Below are 19,664 nucleotides of genomic sequence, written 5' to 3' on the forward strand. Positions count from 1 at the left end.
TGCGCCCCGCCGACACACCTTTGACGGCCGGCCTGCCCGGCGGCTGGACCGCGCTGGCCGTGGTGGTCGGCCTGGCGCTGTACCCGCTGCTGATGCACGGCATCGGCGCGGATTTCTACATCACGCTGGGCGCGCGCATCCTGATCCTGGCGCTGGCTGCCAGTGCGCTCAATCTGGCGCTTGGGTACGGCGGCATGATCAGCCTCGGGCATGCGGCGTTCCTCGGCACCGGCGCCTACACCGTGGCCTTCCTGATGAACCAGGGCGTGCAGGCGGCCTGGCTGGCGGTGCCGGCCGGCGTGGCTGTCGCCGCGCTGGCGGCCTTCCTGATCGGGGCGGCCAGCCTGCGCACGAGTGGCGTCTACTTCATCATGATCACGCTGGCCTTTGCGCAGTTGCTGTACCTGCTGGCGGTGTCGCTGCCGGTGCTGGGCGGCGACGACGGCCTGCAGTTGACGACCCGCCTGAACGTGCCCGGCCTGTCGCTGGGTGACGACGTGGCCTTCTACTACTTCGTCCTCTTCATTGCAGGGCTGGCCTTCGCTCTGCTCTACCGCCTGGTCGCCTCGCGCTTCGGCCGCGCGCTGGTCGCCATCCGCGAGAACGAGCGGCGCATGGCGGCCATCGGCTACCCCGTCTACCGGCTCAAGCTGATGGCCTTCACGCTCTCGGGTGGGCTGGCAGGACTGGCCGGTGCACTGCTGGCCAACCTGAGCCTGGGCGTCACGCCGCATACGCTCACGTGGCACCAGTCGGGCCTGTTGATGGTCATGGTGATCCTGGGCGGCTCGGGCTATTTCTGGGGCGGCGTTGCGGGCGCGGCCATCTTCCTGCTGCTGGAAGAGGTCATCTCCTCGCACACCGAACACTGGAACCTCGTGCTCGGCGCGCTGCTGCTGTTGATCGTGATGGTGGCGCCCAACGGCGTGATGAGCCTGCGCGGCCGCATAGCCGCTGCGCTGCGCCGCGGAGGTGCGCAATGAGCCCGATCCTGCAGGTTGATCATCTCTTCAAGCGCTTTGGTGGGCTGGCGGCCACCAACGACTGCAATCTGGAAATCGCCGCCGGCGAGGTCCATGCGCTGATCGGCCCGAACGGCGCCGGCAAAACCACGCTGTTGGCGCAACTGTCGGGCGAACTGGCCTCTGACAGCGGCCGCATCCTGTTCCGCGGCAACGACGTCACGCGCCAGCGCGTGCATCAGCGCGTGGCGGCGGGCATCGCGCGCTCGTACCAGATCACGACGCTGTTTGCCCGCCTGACGGTGCGCGAGAACCTCGCGCTCGCCGCGCAGGCCCGCACGGGCCACTCCTTCGACGTGCTGGGCGTGGTAGCCGGTGAATCGGAGTTGGACGCCGCCGCGCAGGAGATCGCCCACGTCGTCGGACTGAGCGATGCGCTGAACCGTGTGGTCGGCACGCTCTCGCACGGCAAGCAGCGCGCGCTGGAACTTGGCATGGCGCTGGCCTGCCAACCGGCCGTGCTGCTGCTGGACGAGCCGATGGCCGGTACCGATCCGGAGGAATCCCAGCGCATGGCCGATTTGATTCAGGCGCTGCGCGGCACGTACACCATCGTGCTGGTCGAGCACGACATGGATGCGGTGTTCCGCCTGGCCGACCGGATTTCGGTGCTGGTCGCCGGCCACGTCATCGCCACGGGTGCGCCGGCAGACATCCGTGCCAATCCGGCCGTCATCCAGGCCTACCTCGGCAACGACAGCGACACCGCCGACGAGGCGTCTGCCACCCACACGATAGTGATCTGAGATGAGCGCCCTGCTTTCGTTTGAACACGTGGAATCCGGCTACGGCCAGAGCCAGGTGCTGTTCGGCATGGATTTCGAACTGCGCGCCGGCCAGGTAACCACCCTGCTCGGCCGCAACGGCATGGGCAAGACCACCACGCTCAAGGTGCTGTTCAACCTGCTGCCCGCCTGGCGCGGCGAGATCCGCTTCCGCGGCGAACGCATCAACGGCCGCTCCACCGAACGCATTGCGCAGATGGGCATTGCGCTGGTACCGGAAGGCCGGCAGATCTTTCCGAACCTGACCGTGCGCGAAAACCTCACCGCCTTTGCCGGCAACCGCAGCGGCAGTGCAGACCCTTGGAACCTCGACCGCATCCACGCCCTGTTTCCGCGCCTGAAAGAGCGCAGCGACAACATGGGCAACGAATTGTCCGGCGGCGAGCAGCAGATGCTGGCCATCGGCCGTGCATTGATGACCAATCCGCATCTGCTGATCCTGGACGAGGCGACCGAGGGCATCTCGCCGCTGATCCGCCGCGAGATCTGGAACGTGCTGGCCCGCCTGAAGGCCGCCGGCCAAACCATCCTGGTGATCGACAAGTACCTGAAGGAAATCCAGCGCGTGGCCGACTACCACGTCTTCATTGAAAAAGGCCACGTGCCGTGGACGGGCGACAACGCCCGCCTGGCGGCGCAGCCCGACCTGTGGGAGCGCTATCTTGGCGTCTGAACCGATGCATGCGCCGGCGGTGGACCTGGCGCGCGAATACGATGTCTCGGCCTTCGTGCCGGCCTTTGCATCGACCCTGTCGTCGTGGACCGAGCGCTCCCGCGCGCTGCGCGACGGGCCGAACCGGCTGCCCGGTCACTACAACCTGCCATACGGGCCGGGCGAAGCGGAACAGCTCGACCTGTTCTGCGCCGCACCGGCCACGCACAACGCGCCCCTGCTGGTCTTCCTGCACGGTGGCTTCTGGCGGCGCCTGCACAAGGACGATTTCGCCTGGGTCGCTCCCGCTTACGTGCAGCGCGGCGTGTCCGTGGCCGTCGTCAACTACGGCCTGGCTCCGGCCACGACGCTGGAGACCATCGTCGACCAGACGCGTCGGGCCATCGCCTGGCTGTACAGCCAGGCAGACACCTACGGCATCGATCGCCGCCGCATGGTCGTGTCGGGCCACTCGGCGGGCGGGCACCTGACGTGCATGGCCATTGCGACCGACTGGCCCGCGTTGGATGCAGCCCTGCCGGCACGGCTGCTGGCGGGCGGCATTGCGCTGTCGCCGCTGGCCGACCTTGCGCCGCTAGCGCAGGTGCCGGTCTTGCACAACGACCTCCATTTCACGCCGGAGCGCATTGCGACCTTGAGCCCGATCCACCAGATGCCGGTGGCGAACACCCCGCTGATCGGCGCCGTGGGCGGCCGGGAAAGCAGCGAGTTCAAACGCCAACTGGCGCTGCTTGCCGATGCCTGGTCCGATGGCTGGCGCGGTGCGGTCGACATGCCGGCGGACGATCACCTGAGCCTGTGCGAAGCCTTCGCGCAACCGCAGTCACCGTTGTTCGAGGCATCGCTGGAATTGATCGATGTCTGTCGCGCGTAGGACCGCACCGGCAAGCATGCACAACGCTTGGCAGACATCGTGAACGCTCCACGCAACCGGCGCAAAGGCAAGACGGAACCGCAGCATGGCGGCGCCGTGCGCCCCGACTCGAAGCCCCCATCCGCCGGCAACCACGGTGCTTTGCGCGTGTGGTTGCGGCTGCTGACCTGCCACAGCCTGATCGAAACGGAACTGCGCAGCCAGCTGCGCACCCGCTTCGAGACCACCCTGCCGCGCTTCGACCTGATGGCGCAGCTTGAGCGCCATCCGCAAGGGCTGAAGATGCGCGACCTGTCGCGGCTGCTGATGGTGTCCGGCGGCAACGTGACCGGCATCACTGATCGCCTGGTCGAAGAAGGCCTGATCGAGCGCCGTGATGACCCGCGCGACCGGCGAGCCTACACGGTCTGCCTGACGGACAAGGGCAAGACCCAGTTTGCGGAGATGGCGGCGTTGCACGAGCAGTGGGTGATCGCCCTGTTCGACGGCCTGAGCGGCGAAGAGCAGGGCCAGCTCGCCAACCTGCTCGGCAAGCTCAAGCGCCACCTGGGCGAATCGCCTGGGCGCTAGCGGCCGCCCCTTGCCGGCCGCTAGCCAACCACGTCTACGTAGCGATCAGAACCCGCCCGACCGGATGAGCTGGTTCAGCGCACCGATGTTCAGGCTGCCCCAACCCGTCGGGTAATCCCAGCCCTGGGCCGCGTTATAGCCGTAGCCCTGGTAGCCGTTGTTGCCCGACACCACGTCATACCGCAGCAGCGAGGCGTTGGCCGGTATGGCGCTGTACAGCCGCGCCGCCGGGAAGCCCAGGTTGCCGTTGGCCGCCAGCAGCCGTGCCCAGAAGCCCACGAAGATCGGCGACGACAGGCTGGTGCCGCCAATCTGCTGCAGTTGCCCGTAGTTGTAGATGTAGGCACCCGTGCTTTGCGCGGCATCGAATGACACGTCGGGCAGCAGGCGAGCGTTGCCGCCCTGCCAGGCGGGTGCCGGCAGGATCTGGCTGATGCCGCCGCCCGTGGCCCACAGCTTGCCGTTGCCATCCAGGCCCTCGTTCCACACGGTTTCGCTGGCGAAGCTCGAACCGCTGGTGTAGAGCGTCGTGCCGCCAATGGCCAGTACGTGCGGCGACGATGCCGGCCACGACACGCTGTAGTTGCCGCCGTCCGGATAGCCACGGTTGTTGCACTCGTACACCCCTTCGTCACCGGAAGAGACGGAGAACGTCTGCCCCTGCGCGGCGGCCGTGGTGAAGATGGCCTCTTCAGCGTTGAGCGTGCCGTCGGCGTTGGCGTCGTTCTCACACCAGCCGAGCGACACGTTGATGATCTTGGCCGTGTTGTCCGACACCGCCTTGTTAAAGGCCTTGGTCAAACCCGTATTGCCCGGCGCGTTCAGATCCGCCATGTAGAAGGCCAGCTTGCCGACGGCGCCGCCTGCCGCACCCACGATGGATTGGCTATCGAGGTTCCACTCGCCCTGGCCTTCCTGGTCATCGGCGTAATTGCCGCTCGTGCCGTTGGTCTTGATGGTTTGCGTGGAAACGGTGGCGTAACCATTGCTGCTGGTGAAGGTGCGCAGGTCACGCAGCGTTTGCGACACACCGCCAATGGTGATGATGCCGATGGTGGTACCGCTGGCCGTCGGCACGCCGGTAGCGCCGTACAAGGCCGGGAATTCTCTCGGATAGTGACCCGTAGCCGTACCGGCGGCCAGCGTACGCGCTTCTGCCACGTCACCCACGCGCAGTAGCGGGCGGGCGCGCGTCACGTTCTGCAGCCCCAGCACGGAGCCGACAATGCCGCCCAGCGCACGCGGCACCTGAGCCTTGCCGCTGTTGGCAAAACCGCTGCGGCCCGCAAACTGGTATTGCACCAGCGGCGTATTGAATGCGGTCTTGACCGTGCCTGCCGTACCGCGTGCCGACACCAGCAGCCGGTTGGGCGCAACCTCGATGTCGATGAAGCCGTTCTGGCGTAGATAGCTCACCACCGCATCGACCTGCGCCTGGGTGGGCGCATGGTCAGCCAGGAATTGTGCGCTCGTGAGGTACTGGCGATAGTGCGGGCTGCGCGGATTGTTCACGTCGTGCGCGAGCGCCTTGAGCTTGGCTTCGTTGCGCGGCGTGAGGCTGATCAGCACATCGGTGGTCTGGCCAGGTGCGACCTCGTTGGCGGCACCGCGCGCCATGAGTTGGGGGCCCGTGACGAAGGCCTTGGTGTGGGTGTCGACCCAATCCGTGGCGGCATGCACGGAGCCCGCCGCCAGCACCAGCGGCCATGCGCGGGCCAGGTGACGGCATAGGGAGGAAAGATGCTGCATGGGGGTGGCAGTACGGTTCATCGGATGTCCCTTTGAGGAGTACGACGTTGTGGAGCCACCGCGCTTGTGGCGCCCGTGGCGTCGTTCACCGTATCCACCACCTCGCCCCTGCAACAGTGCAAAAACATACAGTTGCGGGCGGAGTGATCCACACCTAAGCAGGCGGTTGCGCAAGGCCGCGCTTGCCTTTATCGTGACGCGATCGACCACCCGAGACCCGTGCGCAGATGAGCGCCCTGCCAGCCACGCCCCCCGCTCCCGCCAACGCCTCGACCGACTTGCGCGAGCGCATCCGTACAGCACGTGCATCGCTGTCGCCAGCGGAACGCCAAGTGGCCGACTGGGTGCTGCGCCAGCCGGGCACGGTGCTGAGCCTGCCCGTGGCAGCCATCGCGCGTGAGGCCGGCGTCAGTCAGCCAACCGTGATCCGCTTCTGCCGTTCGATGGGCTGTCACGGCCTGTCGGATTTCAAGCTGCGATTGGCGCAGGGCAATGTGGCGCACGATGGCGCACGCGGTGCCACGCCGGAACGCGCCGCACCGCCGCCGGGCACGCGCGTGCTGCAGAACACCATCGACGCACTCGCCGCCTTGCAGGACCGGCTCGACCCGCACGCGCTGGAAGCCGCCGTTGCACTGGTCGACGCTGCCCACCGCATCGACCTGTATGGCTTCGGCAGTTCCGGCGTGGTGGCGGCCGATGCGCAGACCAAGTTCTTCCGCTACGGCATTCCCGCCAATGCGTACAGCGATCCGTACCTCGTGTCGATGTCGCTGAACGTGTTGCAGGCGGGCGATGTGGTGATCGCCATTTCCAAGTCGGGCGCGCTGCCCGAATTGCAGACGGCCGTGGAACGCGTGCGTGAGCTGGGCGTGCGTGTGATTGCCGTGACGGCGCCCGACAGTGCACTGGCCGCGCTGGCCGATGTGGTGTTGCCTGTCGACGTGGACGAGGCTGTAGCCGACCGATCCATGGTGGCGCGGCTGCTGCACCTGGCGCTGCTCGATGCGCTGGTGCTGGAAGTGGCGCTGCGCAAGGGCAGTGCCATTCCGCAAGACCGTCAGTTGCCCGAGTAGATCGGGCTGCGCTCGATCAGCACATACACCTGCGCACCGCCAGGCATGGCGGGCAACAGTTCACTGAGCGCCACCGTCGTGCTGTCAGCTCGCGGCGTGAAACTCCATGCGCCGGTACGCGTGCCGCTGCTGAACGCCACCGTCTCCCCCGATGACACACGCACCACGTTCTGGCCGCGCAACTCGATCGTGCGCGTTGCCGTCTTCGCATCCGCGGGCGTGCCGAACAGGTGGGAGTAAGCGCCCGGCCGGGCAGCTTCCTGCACGGTCATCTGCGTGACGGCCAACGCAGGATTGGCACTGAGAAACGCCGCAAGCGAAAGCGCGGCGGGCACTACATAGGAAGCAGAGAAGGTCATCGCAAACTCCTGTCGTCGTGTAAGAGACAGGGTCAGCGTAGAAGGCGGCCCCCAACGCGAACGTGGCGCGCAGATGACAAACGCATCATCTACCGCACCCACATCCGGGCGCGATCAATGCCCTTGTGCGACCGCGTGGTCCATCGCAGCGCACAGGCCGATGAGCGCGGGGTACGGCGAGTGAATCACATACACCGGCATTGATGCCACATAGGCCGAGAAACGCCCCTTGTCTTCAAAACGCCGACGGAACGGCGAGTTGGCAAAGGTCGGCCCCAAGCGCGGCACGATACCGCCGCCGATATACACACCGCCCCGCGCACCAAGCGTGACCGCCAAGTTGGCCGCGATGGTGCCCAGGAACGCGCAGAACGTGTCGACCGCATAGCGGCAGCGCGCATGATCGCCCAGGTTGTCTTCCATCTCGCCGAGCGCGATGGCGGTGATGTCTGCGGCGCGCCGCACGGCGGGGCCTTGCTGCCAGAGGTCAAAGCATGCGCCCAGCGCTTCGTAGATCAGCTCCAGCCCCATGCCTGAAATCAGGCGCTCGGCCGACACGTGACCAAAGCGGTCGCGAGCGAAATTCCAGATCGCCACTTCCTCATCGTTCATCGGTGGAAAGGCGACATGGCCGCCCTCACCCGCCACGGCAATGAAGCGACCATCCGGTGTGGGCAGCAATGACGCCACGCCCAGGCCTGTGCCGGCGCCCAGCAGCGCGCGCGGCGCATCGGTCAGGCTGGCACCACCGCCCACCTGCTCCAGCTCATCCGCCGGCAAGTACGGCAACGCATGCGCCAGCGCCGCAAAGTCATTGAGTACGACAAAGGTGTCGAAGCCCAACGATTGCCGCATCGCTTCAATGGAAAACGCCCAGTCGCGGTTGGTCATGCGGATCTGGTCGCCCAGCACCGGGTTGGCGATGCCGATGGCGGCATGCCTGACACCCGTGGCCGCAATCTCACGCGGCAGCGCCGCAAGATACGTGCGCATGGCCGCTTCGAGCGAGGGATAGTCATCACCGGCCAGCACGCCGATATGGGCGAGGCGCATGGGCGCCATCTCCAGCGCGAAACGCACGTTGGTGCCACCCACGTCAGCCACCAGGCGCGGGTAGGCCGTCACATCGGCCGTGGTGCCCGTGCTCACCTCATGCAGTCCAATAGACATCGAGCGGTACCTCCCGCTGATGAATGACGTAGCTCACCGGCAGCGCGCGTTGCGCCACGCCCTGCGCAGCCTCGTCGAATACCGTGCGCTTGACCGGCCCCGTGATCGACAGGAACAACTGCCGCGCCGCGCACAGCGCCGACAGGTTCAGGCTGATGCGCCGATGCGGCGCCACACCCGGGCGCACCGGCAAATACGCAGGCGCATGCTTGCGGTCGATGCCCTCGTCCAGTTCTGCCGCGTCGGGAAACAGCGATGCCGTATGCCCGTCGTCTCCCATGCCGAGGATCACTACGTCGGGTTGCTGAAACGGATCGTTGGCGGTGGCCACACACGCATCCACATCCACGGAATCACCATGTACGTGTGCGGACAGCACCAGCGGAAAGAAACGCGCGGCGGCAGCGCCGTCCTGCAGCAAATGTTCGCGCACCAGGCGTGCGTTGCTGTCGGCATGCTCGGGCGGCACGGCGCGCTCGTCGACCAGCGTGATCGACACATCGGCCCAGCGCAGCGGCAGTACACGCAGCGCGGCAAACAAGGCGATGGGCGAACGCCCGCCGGATACGGCTAGGCAAGCACTGCCCTGCTCGTCGATCACGCGTGCAAGCGTGCCGGCAATGGCTTCTGCCAAGCGCGCGACTTGTGCTTGCGCGTCGGCCGCGGCATGCCACTGCATCGTCATCACATCTCCTCGTGCCAGGCAGCGGCGTCGCGCGAGAGCAGTGCGCTCGACGCAGCCGGGCCCCAACTGCCCGCCGTATAGCCCTTGGGTGGCGTACGTGCCTCATTCCACGCTTCGATGATGGGCTCGACCCAGCGCCACGCCTCGGCTTGCTCATCGCGACGCACGAACAGGCCCAGCTTGCCGTTGACGGCATCCATCAGCAGACGCTCATACGCGCCAGCATGGCGCACACCGCCGTGGTTGGTGAAGTCCAGGTCCAGCGTGGAAGGCTGCAGGCCCAGCGCCGCGCCCGGCGTCTTGGTCAGGAACTGCAGGCGGATGCTTTCTTCCGGCTGCAGGCGAATGACCAAGCGGTTCTCGGGAAACTGGATCAGCGGCTTGGGGAACAGCGCGTGCGGCACGTCATGAAAGCGCACGACGATTTCCGCCAGCCGCTGGGGCATGCGCTTGCCGGTGCGCAGGTAGAACGGCACGCCGGCCCAGCGCCAGTTGGCAATCTCGGCCTTGATGGCGACAAACGTTTCGGTACGGCTGTCAGGCGGAATGCCCTGCTCGTGCAAATAGCCCTGCACCGGCTGCCCGGCGATGGCACCTTCCAGATACTGGCCGCGCACGGTCTTCTCGGGCACTTCCTGCAACGGAATCGGCTTGAGTGCCTTGAGAATCTTGAGCTTCTCGTCGCGGATGGCGTCTTGCGACAGGCTCGACGGCGGCTCCATGGCGACGATACACAGCAGTTGCAGCAGGTGGTTCTGCACCATGTCGCGCAGCGCGCCAACGCCGTCGTAGAAATCCCCACGCTTCTCTACGCCGAGCTGCTCGGCAATGGTGATCTGCACGTCCTTGATCCACTCACGGCGCCACAGCGGCTCGAACAGCGCATTGCCGAAGCGGATGGCCATCAGGTTCTGGACGGACTCTTTCCCGAGGTAGTGGTCGATCCGGTAGATCTGCTCTTCGGCAAAGAACTCGGCCACGGCAGAGTTGATGCGCTCGTTCGACGCGAGATCGGTGCCCAGCGGCTTTTCCAGCACGAGCCGTACGTTGGGCGTATTCAGGCCAACGCGGGCAAGCTGCGCGCAGATGTCGATGAAGATGCCGGGCGCGGTGGCCAGGTAGCACACGGTCACCGGCGCACGGTCTTCACCCAGTGCAGCGGCCAGTCCGTCGAAATGCTCCGGTTTGCGGGCATCGACCTGCTGATAGACGATGCGCTTGGCGAAAGACTCCCAGGCGTCGTCCGACACGGGTGCCCCGGAATAGAGGCGCATGGTCGGCCGGGTTTCGCGCTCCAGCAGGGCCAGGTAGCCCGCCGTTTCCAGCGGCTGCGTGCCGATGGCGAAGATCCGCCCGCGCGGGTGCAGCTCGCCGCCCTGGTGCGCATCGAACAAGGCCGGAATCAGCTTACGGCGGGCCAGATCGCCCGTACCGCCAAACAACACCATGTCGAATGCGGGCACCGACATCGTCATCTCCTGTGTGTGAGCCACTGATTAGGCTAGCCTAGGAAACCTGCACCAATCGCGCAGGAGTTGCGCAGGAATCGCGCCGATTCATTGTGAGCGCGTTTCATGGCGGCTAGCGGGGCAACGTGCTTTTCTCGTCCATTTTGTAGTATTACTACATCACAGGCAAGGCGTTGTTGCGGCCGCCATGGCAATGTTTTCCGGTCGACCGGAACCTGCCGGAAATGCCGCACAGCGAGAACCTTGGCGCCTCTTCGGGCACGCAATTCGCGTACTCAGCCGTCAGAACACAACCGGCACCGGTGGAAAACCCTGCACCACGAACGGCCTGTTTGTAGGAAAATTACAGAATTCCGTCCCACCCCGGACCCCCACCAGGAGAACCCGTATGGCCCCGCACCGCCTGCACAACGTTGTGGCCGACGTCACCCAGCGCATCATCGACCGCAGCCGCGGCCCTCGACAGGCCTATCTGGACGTCACGCGCAAGAACATCGGCCGCAAGGTCGAGCGCTCGCTGCTGTCGTGCACGAACCTCGCCCACGGTTTTGCGGCCATGCCGGGCGAAGCGAAGATCCGCCTGAAGGCGCTGGAGCGGCCCAACATCGGCATCGTCTCGGCGTACAACGACATGCTCTCGGCGCACCAGCCGCTGGAGGCATTTCCGGCGTGGATCAAGGAGACCGCACTGGAAGCCGGCGGCACCGCCCAGTACGCCGGCGGCGTGCCGGCCATGTGCGATGGCGTGACGCAGGGGCAGGACGGCATGGAGCTGTCGCTGTTCTCGCGCGACACGATTGCGCTGTCGACCGCCGTGGCGCTGTCGCACCAGATGTTTGACGCCGCGCTGTACCTGGGCGTGTGCGACAAGATCGTGCCGGGCCTCGTGATTGGCGCGCTGTCGTTCGGCCATCTGCCGGCCATCTTTGTGCCGGCCGGCCCAATGACCACCGGCATGAGCAACGACGAGAAGGCCCAAACGCGCCAGCGCTACGCCGAGGGCAAACTCTCGCGCGCTGACCTGCTGGAAGCCGAATCCAAGTCGTACCACGGCGCCGGCACCTGTACGTTCTACGGCACCGCCAACTCCAACCAGATGCTGATGGAAGTCATGGGCCTGCATCTGCCGGGCACCGCCTTCATCAACCCGGGCACGCCGATGCGCGAAGCGCTCACGCGCGAATCTGCCCGCCAAGTGCTCAAGCTTGTGTACGGCGGCGAACAGTTCACGCCGATTGCCGATGTGCTGGACGAGCGCGCCTTCGTCAACGGCATCGTCGGCCTGCTGGCGACGGGCGGCTCGACCAACCACACGCTGCACCTGATTGCCATGGCACGCGCGGCGGGCATCCTGCTCACATGGGATGACTTCAACGATCTCTCCGGTGTGATTCCGCTGTTGGCGCGCGTGTACCCGAACGGCAAGGCCGATGTGAACGAATTCCAGGCGGCGGGCGGTTTGTCGATCGTGATTCGCGAGCTGATCGACGCCGGCCTGCTGCACGACGATGTGACCACCGTCATGGGCAAGGGTCTGCGTCGTCATGCACAAGAGCCCTTCCTGGAAGGCAGCACGCTGGTGTGGCGCGATGGTGCGGCAGCGTCGCTCGACACCAACATCGTGCGCGGCGTGGCGGAGCCGTTCTCGGCAGATGGCGGCCTGCGCGTGCTGGACGGCAACCTCGGGCGTTCGGTCATCAAGGTGTCGGCGGTCAAGCCGGAGCATCGCTTTGTGGAAGCACCGGCACGCGTGTTCCTTGCGCAGGATGATTTGATCCACGCCTTCAAGGCCGGCGAGCTGGAGCGTGATTTCGTTGCCGTGCTGCCCTACCAGGGCCCGGCCGCCAACGGCATGCCCGAGCTGCACAAGCTCACGCCCACGCTGTCGGTGCTGCAGGAGCGCGGCTTCAAGGTGGCGCTGGTCACGGACGGGCGCATGTCGGGCGCATCGGGCAAAGTGCCGGCCGCCATCCACATCACGCCGGAAGCGCTCAACGGTGGGCCGCTGGCGCGCGTGCGCGATGGCGATGTCGTGGTGCTGGATGCCGAAGCCGGCACGCTGCAAGTGCGTGTACCGGAGGCGGAATGGAATGCCCGTCAGGTCACGACGCCAGACCTGGCGCACTACCACGCGGGTGTTGGGCGGGACTTGTTCTCGGGCTTCCGCCGCAATGTGTCGGCAGCGGAAGAAGGGGCCTGCACGTTGTTTGTGTCGGCAGGGGCGTAAGTTAGCGCAGTGTGCGTCGGCGCTTTTCCGGGGCGAGCTGCCCCCGATTACAGTGTCGACGTGTCAATCGAGATACCCAACTCCGCTGCCATCCGTTCAACAAGCGCTTGAAGCCGGGCCACTTGGTCGGCCAAGCGCTTCTGCTCCGCTTTGAGCGCTTCGAATTCGGAAGGCGCGACGGTCTCGTCGCCAGCGCTGCTCTGCGGCATATCGGTCTGCGTGACTTCACCGCACAGCAAATGCATCCAACGGCTTTCACGCTCGCCCGGCGTGCGCGCCAACTTTACGGCGGTCGGCGGATCGCTTTCGGCCATCTCTTCCAGAAACGCTTCGACGGACGAAATGTCGGCAAAGGCGTGGAGCCTTGCGGCGTTCAGTCGCAATTCGGCGGCGGTCTGTGGGCCGCGCAGCAGCAGCACGGTGAGCAACGCAATGGCTTGGCTGGGCACACCGAGCACGCGATTCATGTTGTGCTCGAAGCGCGGCACGCGGCTACTGCTGCCTTCCATGACCAGGCTCAGTGATTTCAGCCCGTCAATGGCGGTGAGGATCTCGGCTTCGGTGACAGACATCACCGGGGCGCGTGCGGTCTTCTGATTGCAGCCCGAAGCCAGCGCGTTGAGCGTCAGTGGGTAGGTGTCAGGCACCGTTTTCTGCTTCTCGACCAGGACGCCGAGCACGCGTCCTTCAAGTGCGGTGAGAGTGCGGATTGTGCGGCGCACAGGCGCGTCGGGATTGACGTTCATGATGGGATGGCGACGGATGTGTTGGGAGCGAGGCCGGTCGTGCGCCTGTTAGGCGGCGGCCTGTGATCCCAACATGATATCCGGCACAGGCGGGGGCACCCGTCGCCATCGGGCCGGCGTTACGTCAGCCCTTGGCAGGCCCACGCACCAGCAGTACCGGCGTGGTGGCCTGGCGGATGAACTTCTCGGCCACGCTGCCCAGCATGGCGTGCGCCAGACCACGGCGGCCGTGCGTGCCGATCACGACCACATCAGCACCGCTCTGTGCGGCTTCGCGCTGCAGGGCAGCGGCCACGTCTTCGCCCACGCTTTGGGTTTCCACCAGCGTGGTCTCGTACGTCAGGCCTTCCTTGGTGAGTGCGGAGCCAACATCCGCCAGCAGCGCCGTGCCAGCCTGGACGAACGATTTGCGCAGCTCGGTCGGGTCGTAGTAGCCGACGTCGAACAGCATGGCCGGGCTGTCGACGATATACACGGCGCGCACCGTGCTCTGGAAAGCCTTGGCCAAGCGTACGGCTTCAGTCAAAGCCAGTTTGCTGGTTTCGCTGCCGTCCACGGCGACCAGGATCTTCTTGTACATGTTCAAGCCTCGCAGGAGAGTGGTTGGGATGATTGCGATGGCACGGCGTAGCCGGCACATGCGTATTCTGTGACATCCACGGCCCTTTTGCGTTGCGCCAAATCAGATGGCCGTGACGAAGAGACACAACAATGCACCGTCATCCACCCGCCCTCACACCTGAGTTGATCGCCGCATACCGCAGCGCGCGGTATCGCGTCGCGTCGCCGCAAGGCGATGTACTGCTGCCCATCGACGCCGCCAGCCCGCGTGTGGCCGCGCTGCTCGCGCAGGCTGAAGCACCATGGGCTGCCTTCGTGACGGCGTATCAACCGTTCTCCCACCCGGTCTCTGCAGAAGAGAACGCCGCCCGCCAGGCCGAGCTGCTTGCCTGGGCCATCGCGCGCGGCATGTCGTGGCTCACCGGCGAGGGCGGCCCACCTGAAAACACACCTGCGGGCATATCCAATGCGTGGGCACCGGAGCCCAGCCTGCTGCTGTTCATCGGTGATCCGGCCATCGCCGACACCCTGATGCTGACCTTCGAGCAGAACGCCGTGGTGCTGTGTGATGCGCAGGGTTTTTGTACCTTGCGTTGGCACCCGTATCTGCCAGACTGAGTTACGCAAAAGGGCACTTAGCGAGTGGCGCTCTGAAGCATTGCGAGTGGCGCTTCCGATTCATAAGTGCTGACGCGGATACATCAGCAGGAGGTTCGTATGGAACTGCATATGCAATCGCATCATTGGGAGCGCCGCATGCCCGACTGGCTGGCTGCGGGCGTGGCGGGCATTGTGGGTGGCGCACTGGTCATCGTGCTGGAGTTTTTCTGGTCGACCATGGTGCTCAATGAAAGCCCCTGGCGGCCGACGCACAAGATTGCGGCCATGATCATGGGCCAGGGGGCACTGGAGCAGATGTCGCTGTTCAGCTTCGGCATCGTGGCGACGGCATTGGTGCTGCACTTCGTGCTGGGCGCCATCATGGGGATGATTCTCGGGGCCATCATCGCGCCGTTCCACTTCGATTCGAGCATGGGCATGCTCGCCGCCATCGGGCTGGCCTTTGGGATCGTCGCGTACGTCGTCAACTTCTACGGCATGACGGCAGTGTTTCCGTGGTTTGCATCGGAACGCGGCTCCGGGCCATTGCTGGCGAACCTGCTATTTGGCGCGGTGACCGCCGTCACGTACGGCATGCTGGAGCGGCGCGCTCAGGAAACGATGCACTGACGCGCCGTTTTTTCCTGCGGCGCCGCAAGACACCCGACGCCATCAGGAGACGGCCGCCTGCGGCAACACATGCCGGAGGCGGCCGTTTTGCATTGCATTGCAGCACGCAAAACGTGTGTTGGCGCAATCCGCATGCCGGGCGCGCGTCCTCCTTTCGTTGCCTTGCACGATCCGATCACGCGACCTAGCCTGTCTGTAGCGTGTTGAGGATCACCCTCGGCGGGAGGTGCCCATGGCCCTTGCGATTGCGCTTGTGCTGATCGTCGTGCTGGCGGTGGGGTTTCACTTTGTCAGCCCGTGGTGGATCACGCCAATCGCATCCAACTGGGTGCGCATGGACGACACGCTCACGATCACCATCATCATCACCGGCGCGCTGTTCATCGCCATCAACCTCTTCGTTGTGGTGGCGCTGGTGCGCTACCGTCATCGCGATGGCCATCGCGCCAGCTACGAGCCGCACAACCGCCGCCTGGAATGGTGGCTGATCGGCATCACCTCCGTGGGCGTGGCGGCGCTGCTGGCGCCGGGCCTGTTCGTCTATGCCGACTACGTACGCCCACCTGCCAACGCGTTGCAGATGGAGGTGCTCGGCCAGCAATGGCAATGGCGTTTCCGCTTTGCCGGCGCGGGCGGCAAGCTCGGCTCAACCGACGTGAAGTACATCAGCGACGACAACCCGTTTGGCCTGAACCCGGCTGACCCGAACGGGCGCGACAACCACCTGATCGACGCGCCCGAAGTACACCTGCCGCTGAACCATCCCGTGCAGGTGCTGACCCGCTCGCGCGACGTACTGCACGACTTCTATGTGCCGCCGTTCCGGGCGCGGATGAACATGGTGCCGGGCATGATCACCTCCTTCTGGTTCACGCCTACCAAGGCGGGCCGCTACGACATCTTGTGCGCGCAGCTCTGCGGCATCGGCCACTCCAACATGCGCGGCGTGGTGGTGGTGGAAGACGAAGCGTCGTTCGCGCGCTGGCTGGCGCAGCAACCGACGCTTGAGCAACGCCAGCAAGCCAAGGTGCAGGCCGCATCGGCCGGGCAAACAATGGCGGGTGGCAACGCCCAGGCGTTGGCCGACCAGGGCAAAACGCTCGCGCAGGCCAAGGGCTGCGTCGCCTGTCACACGATCAACGGCAGCCCCGGCGTCGGCCCCACGTGGAAGGGCCTGTACGGATCCACGCAGACCATGGCCGACGGCTCAACCGCAACCGCCGATGAGGCGTACCTGCGTGCCTTCATCCGAGACCCGAAAGCGCGTGTGGTGAAGGGCTTCGCGCCGATCATGCCGAACTTCGATCTGAGCGAGCAGGAACTCTCGGCACTGGTGGCTTACATCAAGGCGCAGAGCAGCGACGCTGCAGCCACCGCTGCCAAACCGTAGCGAGGAGACTCCATGTCCTACGCCCACACCGATCACGACGGCCAGGGTCACGAACCCTCGAGTTTCTGGACACGCTACGTCTGGAGCCAGGACCACAAGGTCATCGCGGTGCAGTACTCGCTCACGGCCATCGCCATCGGGCTGGTCGGGCTCGTGTTGTCGAACCTGATGCGGCTGCAACTGGGCTTTCCGGGCAAGTTCGCCTTCATCGACGCCAACCACTACTACCAGTTCGTCACCATGCACGGGATGATCATGGTGATCTACCTGCTCACGGCGCTGTTCCTGGGGGGCTTCGGCAATTACCTGATCCCGCTGATGCTGGGTGCGCGCGACATGGTGTTTCCGTTCCTGAACATGCTCAGCTACTGGGTCTATCTGCTGGCCGTGCTGGTGCTGGTGGCGAGCTTCTTTGTGCCGGGCGGGCCGACCGGCGCGGGGTGGACGCTGTATCCACCACAGGCGATTCTGCCCGGCACACCGGGCACCGAGTGGGGCATCGTGCTGATGCTGGTGTCGCTGGCCATCTTCATCGTCGCGGCCACCATGGGCGGGCTCAACTACGTGACGACCACGCTGCAGGCGCGCACACGCGGCATGACGCTGATGCGCATGCCCCTCACGGTGTGGGGCATTTTCACGGCGACGGTGCTGGCGCTGCTGGCATTTCCGGCGCTGTTCGTGTCGGCCATCATGATGCTGCTCGACAAGACGCTGGGCACGAGCTTCTTCATCCCGGCGGTCGTGTCGATGGGGCAAACACTCCAGCATGCCGGCGGCAGCCCGCTGCTGTTCCAGCACCTGTTCTGGTTCTTCGGGCACCCCGAGGTATACATCGTCGCGCTGCCAGCGTTCGGCATCGTGTCAGACCTCATCAGCACGCACGCGCGCAAGAACATCTTCGGCTATCGCATGATGGTGTGGGCCATCGTCATCATCGGTGCACTGAGCTTTGTCGTGTGGGCGCACCACATGTTTGTGGCGGGCATGAACCCGTACTTTGGTTTTTTCTTCGCCACCACCACGCTCATCATCGCCATCCCGACCGCGCTCAAGGTCTACAACTGGGTGCTCACGCTGTGGCGCGGCGACATCCACCTGACCGTGCCGATGCTGTTTGCCATCGGCTTCATCAGCACGTTCGTGATCGGCGGGCTCACCGGCCTCTTCCTCGGCAACGTGAGTGTGGACATTCCGCTGTCCAACACGTACTTCGTGGTCGCGCACTTCCACATGGTGATGGGCGTGTCGCCGATCCTGGTGGTGTTTGGCGGGCTCTACCACTGGTATCCGAAGGTGACGGGGCGCATGCTGAATGACACGCTGGGCCGCGCGCATTTCTGGATCACCTTCATCGGCACGTACCTGATCTACTTTCCGATGCACTACCTGGGCGTGCTGGGCATGCCGCGCCGGTATTACGCCTATGAGGGCTACAGCTTCATCCCGCCATCGGCGCAGACGCTGAACACGTTCATCACTGTGATTGCGATCATCGTGGGGGCGGCGCAGTTGCTGTTCCTGATCAACCTGGCGTGGAGCCTGGTGCGCGGCAAGCAGGCCGGTAGCAACCCGTGGCGCGCCACCACGCTCGAATGGCAGACCCCGCAGACACCGCCCGTGCACGGCAACTGGGGGCCGACGCTGCCGGTGGTCTATCGCTGGGCATACGAGTACAGCCCGCCCAATCGCGCAGAAGACTTCGTGCCGCAGAACGAGCCGCCCACCGGCGCGCCCGAGACAGAAGCCGACATCCTCCACGCTGGCGGGGTGCGCGCATGACGACCCTGCCCCGCCGCTTCGTTCCGGATGCATCGCCCGTTCCACCAAGCGCCGGGCGCATCGGTCTGCGCGTCTTCATGGGCGTCGTGACGGCCTTGTTCTCGCTGCTGATCCTCGCTTATGCGATGCGTATGCGTGAGGCGGATTGGATGCCCGTGCCGCACCCGGTGCTGCTGTGGTGGAACACCGGTGCGCTTGCGCTGGCGAGTGCGGCGATGGAGCTTGCACGGCGCGCAGCATCGCGCCGCACGGTTTGGTTACTGGCAGGCGGCGCGCTTGCGGCGCTGTTCGTCTTCGGCCAATGGACCGCCTGGCAACAGCTGTCTGCCAGCGGCCAAGGTGTGGCGGCCAACCCCTCCAACAGCTTCCTCTATGTCTTCACTGGCCTGCATGCAGCGCACGTGATCGGCGGGCTTGTCGTCTTGGTTGTGACGATTGTGCGCCTGCGCGGCAACATGGATCGCACCCAGCGCGCCGTCGCCCTCTGCACAACGTACTGGCATTTCCTGCTGGCCGTGTGGCTCGTGCTGCTGGCGGCGATGTGGTGGATCACCCCAGCATTCGTCACCGCCATCTGCGGGCCGTTGTACGGAGCCACGCCATGAGCACGCCCACGCTACCGACCGATTCCACGCAAGCCGCCCCGGAAGGCTGGCCCGGCATCGTCAACGACTGGTCAGGCGACCGCGAAACCTTCAAGGTGCCGTGGGGCAAGGCCATGATGTGGATCTTCCTGCTGTCGGACACCTTCATCTTCAGCAGCTTCCTGATCGGCTACATGACGGTGCGCATGTCGACCACGGTGCCGTGGCCGGATCCATCGAAGGTGTTCGGGCTGTCGGTGGGTGGCGTCGAGGTGCCGTTGCTCCTCATCGCCATCATGACGTTCGTGCTCATCAGCAGCAGCGGCACGATGGCGATGGCGGTCAACTTCGGCTACCGGCGCGACGCCAAGCGGGCGGCGTTGTTGATGTTGGCCACGGCCTTGCTGGGCGCTGCCTTTGTCTCGATGCAGGCGTTCGAATGGACCAAGCTGATCGTGCACGAAGGCATCCGCCCATGGGGCAACCCGCTAGGCGCAGCACAGTTTGGCGCGTGCTTCTTCATGATTACCGGGTTCCACGGCTTTCACGTGACCTGCGGCGTGATCTACCTGCTGCTGATCGCGCGCAAGATCCTGCAGCCAGGCTTTGCCGAACACGGCAACTTCCAGATTGTTGAGATCGCCGGCCTGTACTGGCACTTCGTCGATCTCGTCTGGGTATTCATCTTTGCGCTGTTCTACTTGTGGTGAGG

At 65.3% G+C, this 19,664-nt stretch carries 20 protein-coding genes; 13 read left to right on the plus strand and 7 right to left on the minus strand.

Annotated elements, in window-relative coordinates:
• The first annotated feature begins 92 nt into the window (after positions 1 to 92).
• The 5 genes from V6657_RS19550 to V6657_RS19570 all read left to right on the plus strand — a co-directional run bounded on the left by V6657_RS19550 (position 93) and on the right by V6657_RS19570 (position 3,924).
• Positions 93 to 983, plus strand: a complete 891-nt coding sequence (locus V6657_RS19550) for a branched-chain amino acid ABC transporter permease (RefSeq protein ID WP_248694740.1) — start codon at positions 93 to 95, stop codon at positions 981 to 983.
• Positions 980 to 1,768: an ABC transporter ATP-binding protein gene (locus V6657_RS19555; protein WP_048934884.1), complete on the plus strand. Its 789-nt coding sequence runs from the start codon at positions 980 to 982 to the stop codon at positions 1,766 to 1,768. Before V6657_RS19550 ends, V6657_RS19555 begins: the two co-directional genes overlap by 4 nt.
• Position 1,769: 1 nt before the next feature.
• Positions 1,770 to 2,480, plus strand: coding sequence for an ABC transporter ATP-binding protein (locus tag V6657_RS19560; RefSeq protein WP_048934883.1), 711 nt, complete (start codon positions 1,770 to 1,772; stop codon positions 2,478 to 2,480).
• Positions 2,470 to 3,354, plus strand: coding sequence for an alpha/beta hydrolase (locus V6657_RS19565; RefSeq protein WP_137884689.1), 885 nt, complete (start codon positions 2,470 to 2,472; stop codon positions 3,352 to 3,354). Before V6657_RS19560 ends, V6657_RS19565 begins: the two co-directional genes overlap by 11 nt.
• 96 nt (positions 3,355 to 3,450) lie before the next feature.
• Positions 3,451 to 3,924, plus strand: coding sequence for a MarR family transcriptional regulator (locus V6657_RS19570; protein ID WP_048934962.1), 474 nt, complete (start codon positions 3,451 to 3,453; stop codon positions 3,922 to 3,924).
• A 45-nt stretch (positions 3,925 to 3,969) separates the two neighbouring features.
• On the opposite strand, the gene V6657_RS19575 is transcribed toward V6657_RS19570, so the two are convergent.
• Complete coding sequence (locus V6657_RS19575; RefSeq protein WP_048934882.1) at positions 3,970 to 5,694, minus strand: S53 family peptidase; 1,725 nt, start codon at positions 5,692 to 5,694, stop codon at positions 3,970 to 3,972.
• Between the two features lie 206 nt (positions 5,695 to 5,900).
• Here V6657_RS19575 and V6657_RS19580 point away from each other — a divergent pair, with 206 nt between their 5' ends.
• A complete protein-coding gene (locus tag V6657_RS19580) occupies positions 5,901 to 6,749 on the plus strand; it encodes a MurR/RpiR family transcriptional regulator (RefSeq protein WP_048934881.1) in 849 nt (282 codons plus the stop codon).
• On the opposite strand, the gene V6657_RS19585 is transcribed toward V6657_RS19580, so the two are convergent.
• From V6657_RS19585 to zwf, 4 genes are all read right to left on the minus strand, one after another.
• Positions 6,734 to 7,108 (minus strand): CzcE family metal-binding protein, encoded by a 375-nt coding sequence (locus tag V6657_RS19585; RefSeq protein WP_048934880.1) that lies wholly within the window; start codon positions 7,106 to 7,108, stop codon positions 6,734 to 6,736. The genes V6657_RS19580 and V6657_RS19585 overlap by 16 nt on opposite strands.
• A gap of 114 nt (positions 7,109 to 7,222) precedes the next feature.
• Positions 7,223 to 8,278, minus strand: coding sequence for a glucokinase (locus V6657_RS19590; protein WP_048934879.1), 1,056 nt, complete (start codon positions 8,276 to 8,278; stop codon positions 7,223 to 7,225).
• Entirely contained in the window at positions 8,259 to 8,963 is a 705-nt protein-coding gene (gene pgl / locus V6657_RS19595) for a 6-phosphogluconolactonase (protein ID WP_048934878.1), read from the minus strand. Before pgl ends, V6657_RS19590 begins: the two co-directional genes overlap by 20 nt.
• Positions 8,963 to 10,432, minus strand: a complete 1,470-nt coding sequence (gene zwf / locus V6657_RS19600; RefSeq protein WP_021193296.1) for a glucose-6-phosphate dehydrogenase — start codon at positions 10,430 to 10,432, stop codon at positions 8,963 to 8,965. Before zwf ends, pgl begins: the two co-directional genes overlap by 1 nt.
• A gap of 388 nt (positions 10,433 to 10,820) precedes the next feature.
• Between zwf and edd the strand changes: the two genes are divergently transcribed.
• Entirely contained in the window at positions 10,821 to 12,659 is a 1,839-nt protein-coding gene (gene edd / locus V6657_RS19605; protein WP_048934877.1) for a phosphogluconate dehydratase, read from the plus strand.
• Between the two features lie 47 nt (positions 12,660 to 12,706).
• Here edd and V6657_RS19610 read toward each other — a convergent pair whose 3' ends face one another.
• On the minus strand, positions 12,707 to 13,405 hold the full coding sequence (locus V6657_RS19610; protein ID WP_048934876.1) for a YceH family protein: 699 nt from the start codon (positions 13,403 to 13,405) through the stop codon (positions 12,707 to 12,709).
• 124 nt (positions 13,406 to 13,529) lie between these two features.
• Positions 13,530 to 13,985, minus strand: coding sequence for a universal stress protein (locus tag V6657_RS19615; RefSeq protein WP_048934875.1), 456 nt, complete (start codon positions 13,983 to 13,985; stop codon positions 13,530 to 13,532).
• Positions 13,986 to 14,116: 131 nt separating this feature from the next.
• Between V6657_RS19615 and V6657_RS19620 the strand changes: the two genes are divergently transcribed.
• From V6657_RS19620 to V6657_RS19645, 6 genes are all read left to right on the plus strand, one after another.
• Positions 14,117 to 14,584 carry a DUF3293 domain-containing protein gene (locus V6657_RS19620; protein WP_048934874.1) on the plus strand — a complete coding sequence of 156 codons (468 nt, stop codon included), beginning with the start codon at positions 14,117 to 14,119 and terminating at the stop codon, positions 14,582 to 14,584.
• A gap of 99 nt (positions 14,585 to 14,683) precedes the next feature.
• Entirely contained in the window at positions 14,684 to 15,196 is a 513-nt protein-coding gene (locus V6657_RS19625; RefSeq protein ID WP_021193290.1) for a hypothetical protein, read from the plus strand.
• 232 nt (positions 15,197 to 15,428) lie between these two features.
• Positions 15,429 to 16,586, plus strand: coding sequence for a c-type cytochrome (locus V6657_RS19630; protein ID WP_048934873.1), 1,158 nt, complete (start codon positions 15,429 to 15,431; stop codon positions 16,584 to 16,586).
• A gap of 12 nt (positions 16,587 to 16,598) precedes the next feature.
• On the plus strand, positions 16,599 to 18,368 hold the full coding sequence (gene ctaD / locus V6657_RS19635; protein ID WP_048934872.1) for a cytochrome c oxidase subunit I: 1,770 nt from the start codon (positions 16,599 to 16,601) through the stop codon (positions 18,366 to 18,368).
• Positions 18,365 to 18,973 (plus strand): cytochrome c oxidase subunit 3, encoded by a 609-nt coding sequence (locus V6657_RS19640; RefSeq protein ID WP_048934871.1) that lies wholly within the window; start codon positions 18,365 to 18,367, stop codon positions 18,971 to 18,973. The genes ctaD and V6657_RS19640 overlap by 4 nt, the downstream gene beginning before the upstream one ends.
• Positions 18,970 to 19,662 carry a heme-copper oxidase subunit III family protein gene (locus tag V6657_RS19645; protein ID WP_048934870.1) on the plus strand — a complete coding sequence of 231 codons (693 nt, stop codon included), beginning with the start codon at positions 18,970 to 18,972 and terminating at the stop codon, positions 19,660 to 19,662. The genes V6657_RS19640 and V6657_RS19645 overlap by 4 nt, the downstream gene beginning before the upstream one ends.
• The last annotated feature ends 2 nt before the right edge of the window (positions 19,663 to 19,664 follow it).

This window comes from Ralstonia sp. RRA, from assembly GCF_037023145.1.
Lineage (GTDB): Bacteria > Pseudomonadota > Gammaproteobacteria > Burkholderiales > Burkholderiaceae > Ralstonia.

Excerpts from the sequence above, each read along its gene's own strand:
- V6657_RS19550 (WP_248694740.1), top strand. The coding sequence starts at position 93 with ATGCACGGCATCGGCGCGGATTTCTACATCACGCTGGGCGCGCGCATC.
- V6657_RS19615 (WP_048934875.1), bottom strand. The coding sequence starts at position 13,985 with ATGTACAAGAAGATCCTGGTCGCCGTGGACGGCAGCGAAACCAGCAAA.
- zwf (WP_021193296.1), bottom strand. The coding sequence starts at position 10,432 with ATGTCGGTGCCCGCATTCGACATGGTGTTGTTTGGCGGTACGGGCGAT.
- V6657_RS19625 (WP_021193290.1), top strand. The coding sequence starts at position 14,684 with ATGGAACTGCATATGCAATCGCATCATTGGGAGCGCCGCATGCCCGAC.
- V6657_RS19640 (WP_048934871.1), top strand. The coding sequence starts at position 18,365 with ATGACGACCCTGCCCCGCCGCTTCGTTCCGGATGCATCGCCCGTTCCA.
- V6657_RS19575 (WP_048934882.1), bottom strand. The coding sequence starts at position 5,694 with ATGAACCGTACTGCCACCCCCATGCAGCATCTTTCCTCCCTATGCCGT.
- ctaD (WP_048934872.1), top strand. The coding sequence starts at position 16,599 with ATGTCCTACGCCCACACCGATCACGACGGCCAGGGTCACGAACCCTCG.
- V6657_RS19580 (WP_048934881.1), top strand. The coding sequence starts at position 5,901 with ATGAGCGCCCTGCCAGCCACGCCCCCCGCTCCCGCCAACGCCTCGACC.
- pgl (WP_048934878.1), bottom strand. The coding sequence starts at position 8,963 with ATGACGATGCAGTGGCATGCCGCGGCCGACGCGCAAGCACAAGTCGCG.
- V6657_RS19620 (WP_048934874.1), top strand. The coding sequence starts at position 14,117 with ATGCACCGTCATCCACCCGCCCTCACACCTGAGTTGATCGCCGCATAC.
- V6657_RS19610 (WP_048934876.1), bottom strand. The coding sequence starts at position 13,405 with ATGAACGTCAATCCCGACGCGCCTGTGCGCCGCACAATCCGCACTCTC.
- V6657_RS19630 (WP_048934873.1), top strand. The coding sequence starts at position 15,429 with ATGGCCCTTGCGATTGCGCTTGTGCTGATCGTCGTGCTGGCGGTGGGG.
- V6657_RS19555 (WP_048934884.1), top strand. The coding sequence starts at position 980 with ATGAGCCCGATCCTGCAGGTTGATCATCTCTTCAAGCGCTTTGGTGGG.
- V6657_RS19590 (WP_048934879.1), bottom strand. The coding sequence starts at position 8,278 with ATGTCTATTGGACTGCATGAGGTGAGCACGGGCACCACGGCCGATGTG.
- V6657_RS19585 (WP_048934880.1), bottom strand. The coding sequence starts at position 7,108 with ATGACCTTCTCTGCTTCCTATGTAGTGCCCGCCGCGCTTTCGCTTGCG.
- V6657_RS19645 (WP_048934870.1), top strand. The coding sequence starts at position 18,970 with ATGAGCACGCCCACGCTACCGACCGATTCCACGCAAGCCGCCCCGGAA.
- V6657_RS19560 (WP_048934883.1), top strand. The coding sequence starts at position 1,770 with ATGAGCGCCCTGCTTTCGTTTGAACACGTGGAATCCGGCTACGGCCAG.
- edd (WP_048934877.1), top strand. The coding sequence starts at position 10,821 with ATGGCCCCGCACCGCCTGCACAACGTTGTGGCCGACGTCACCCAGCGC.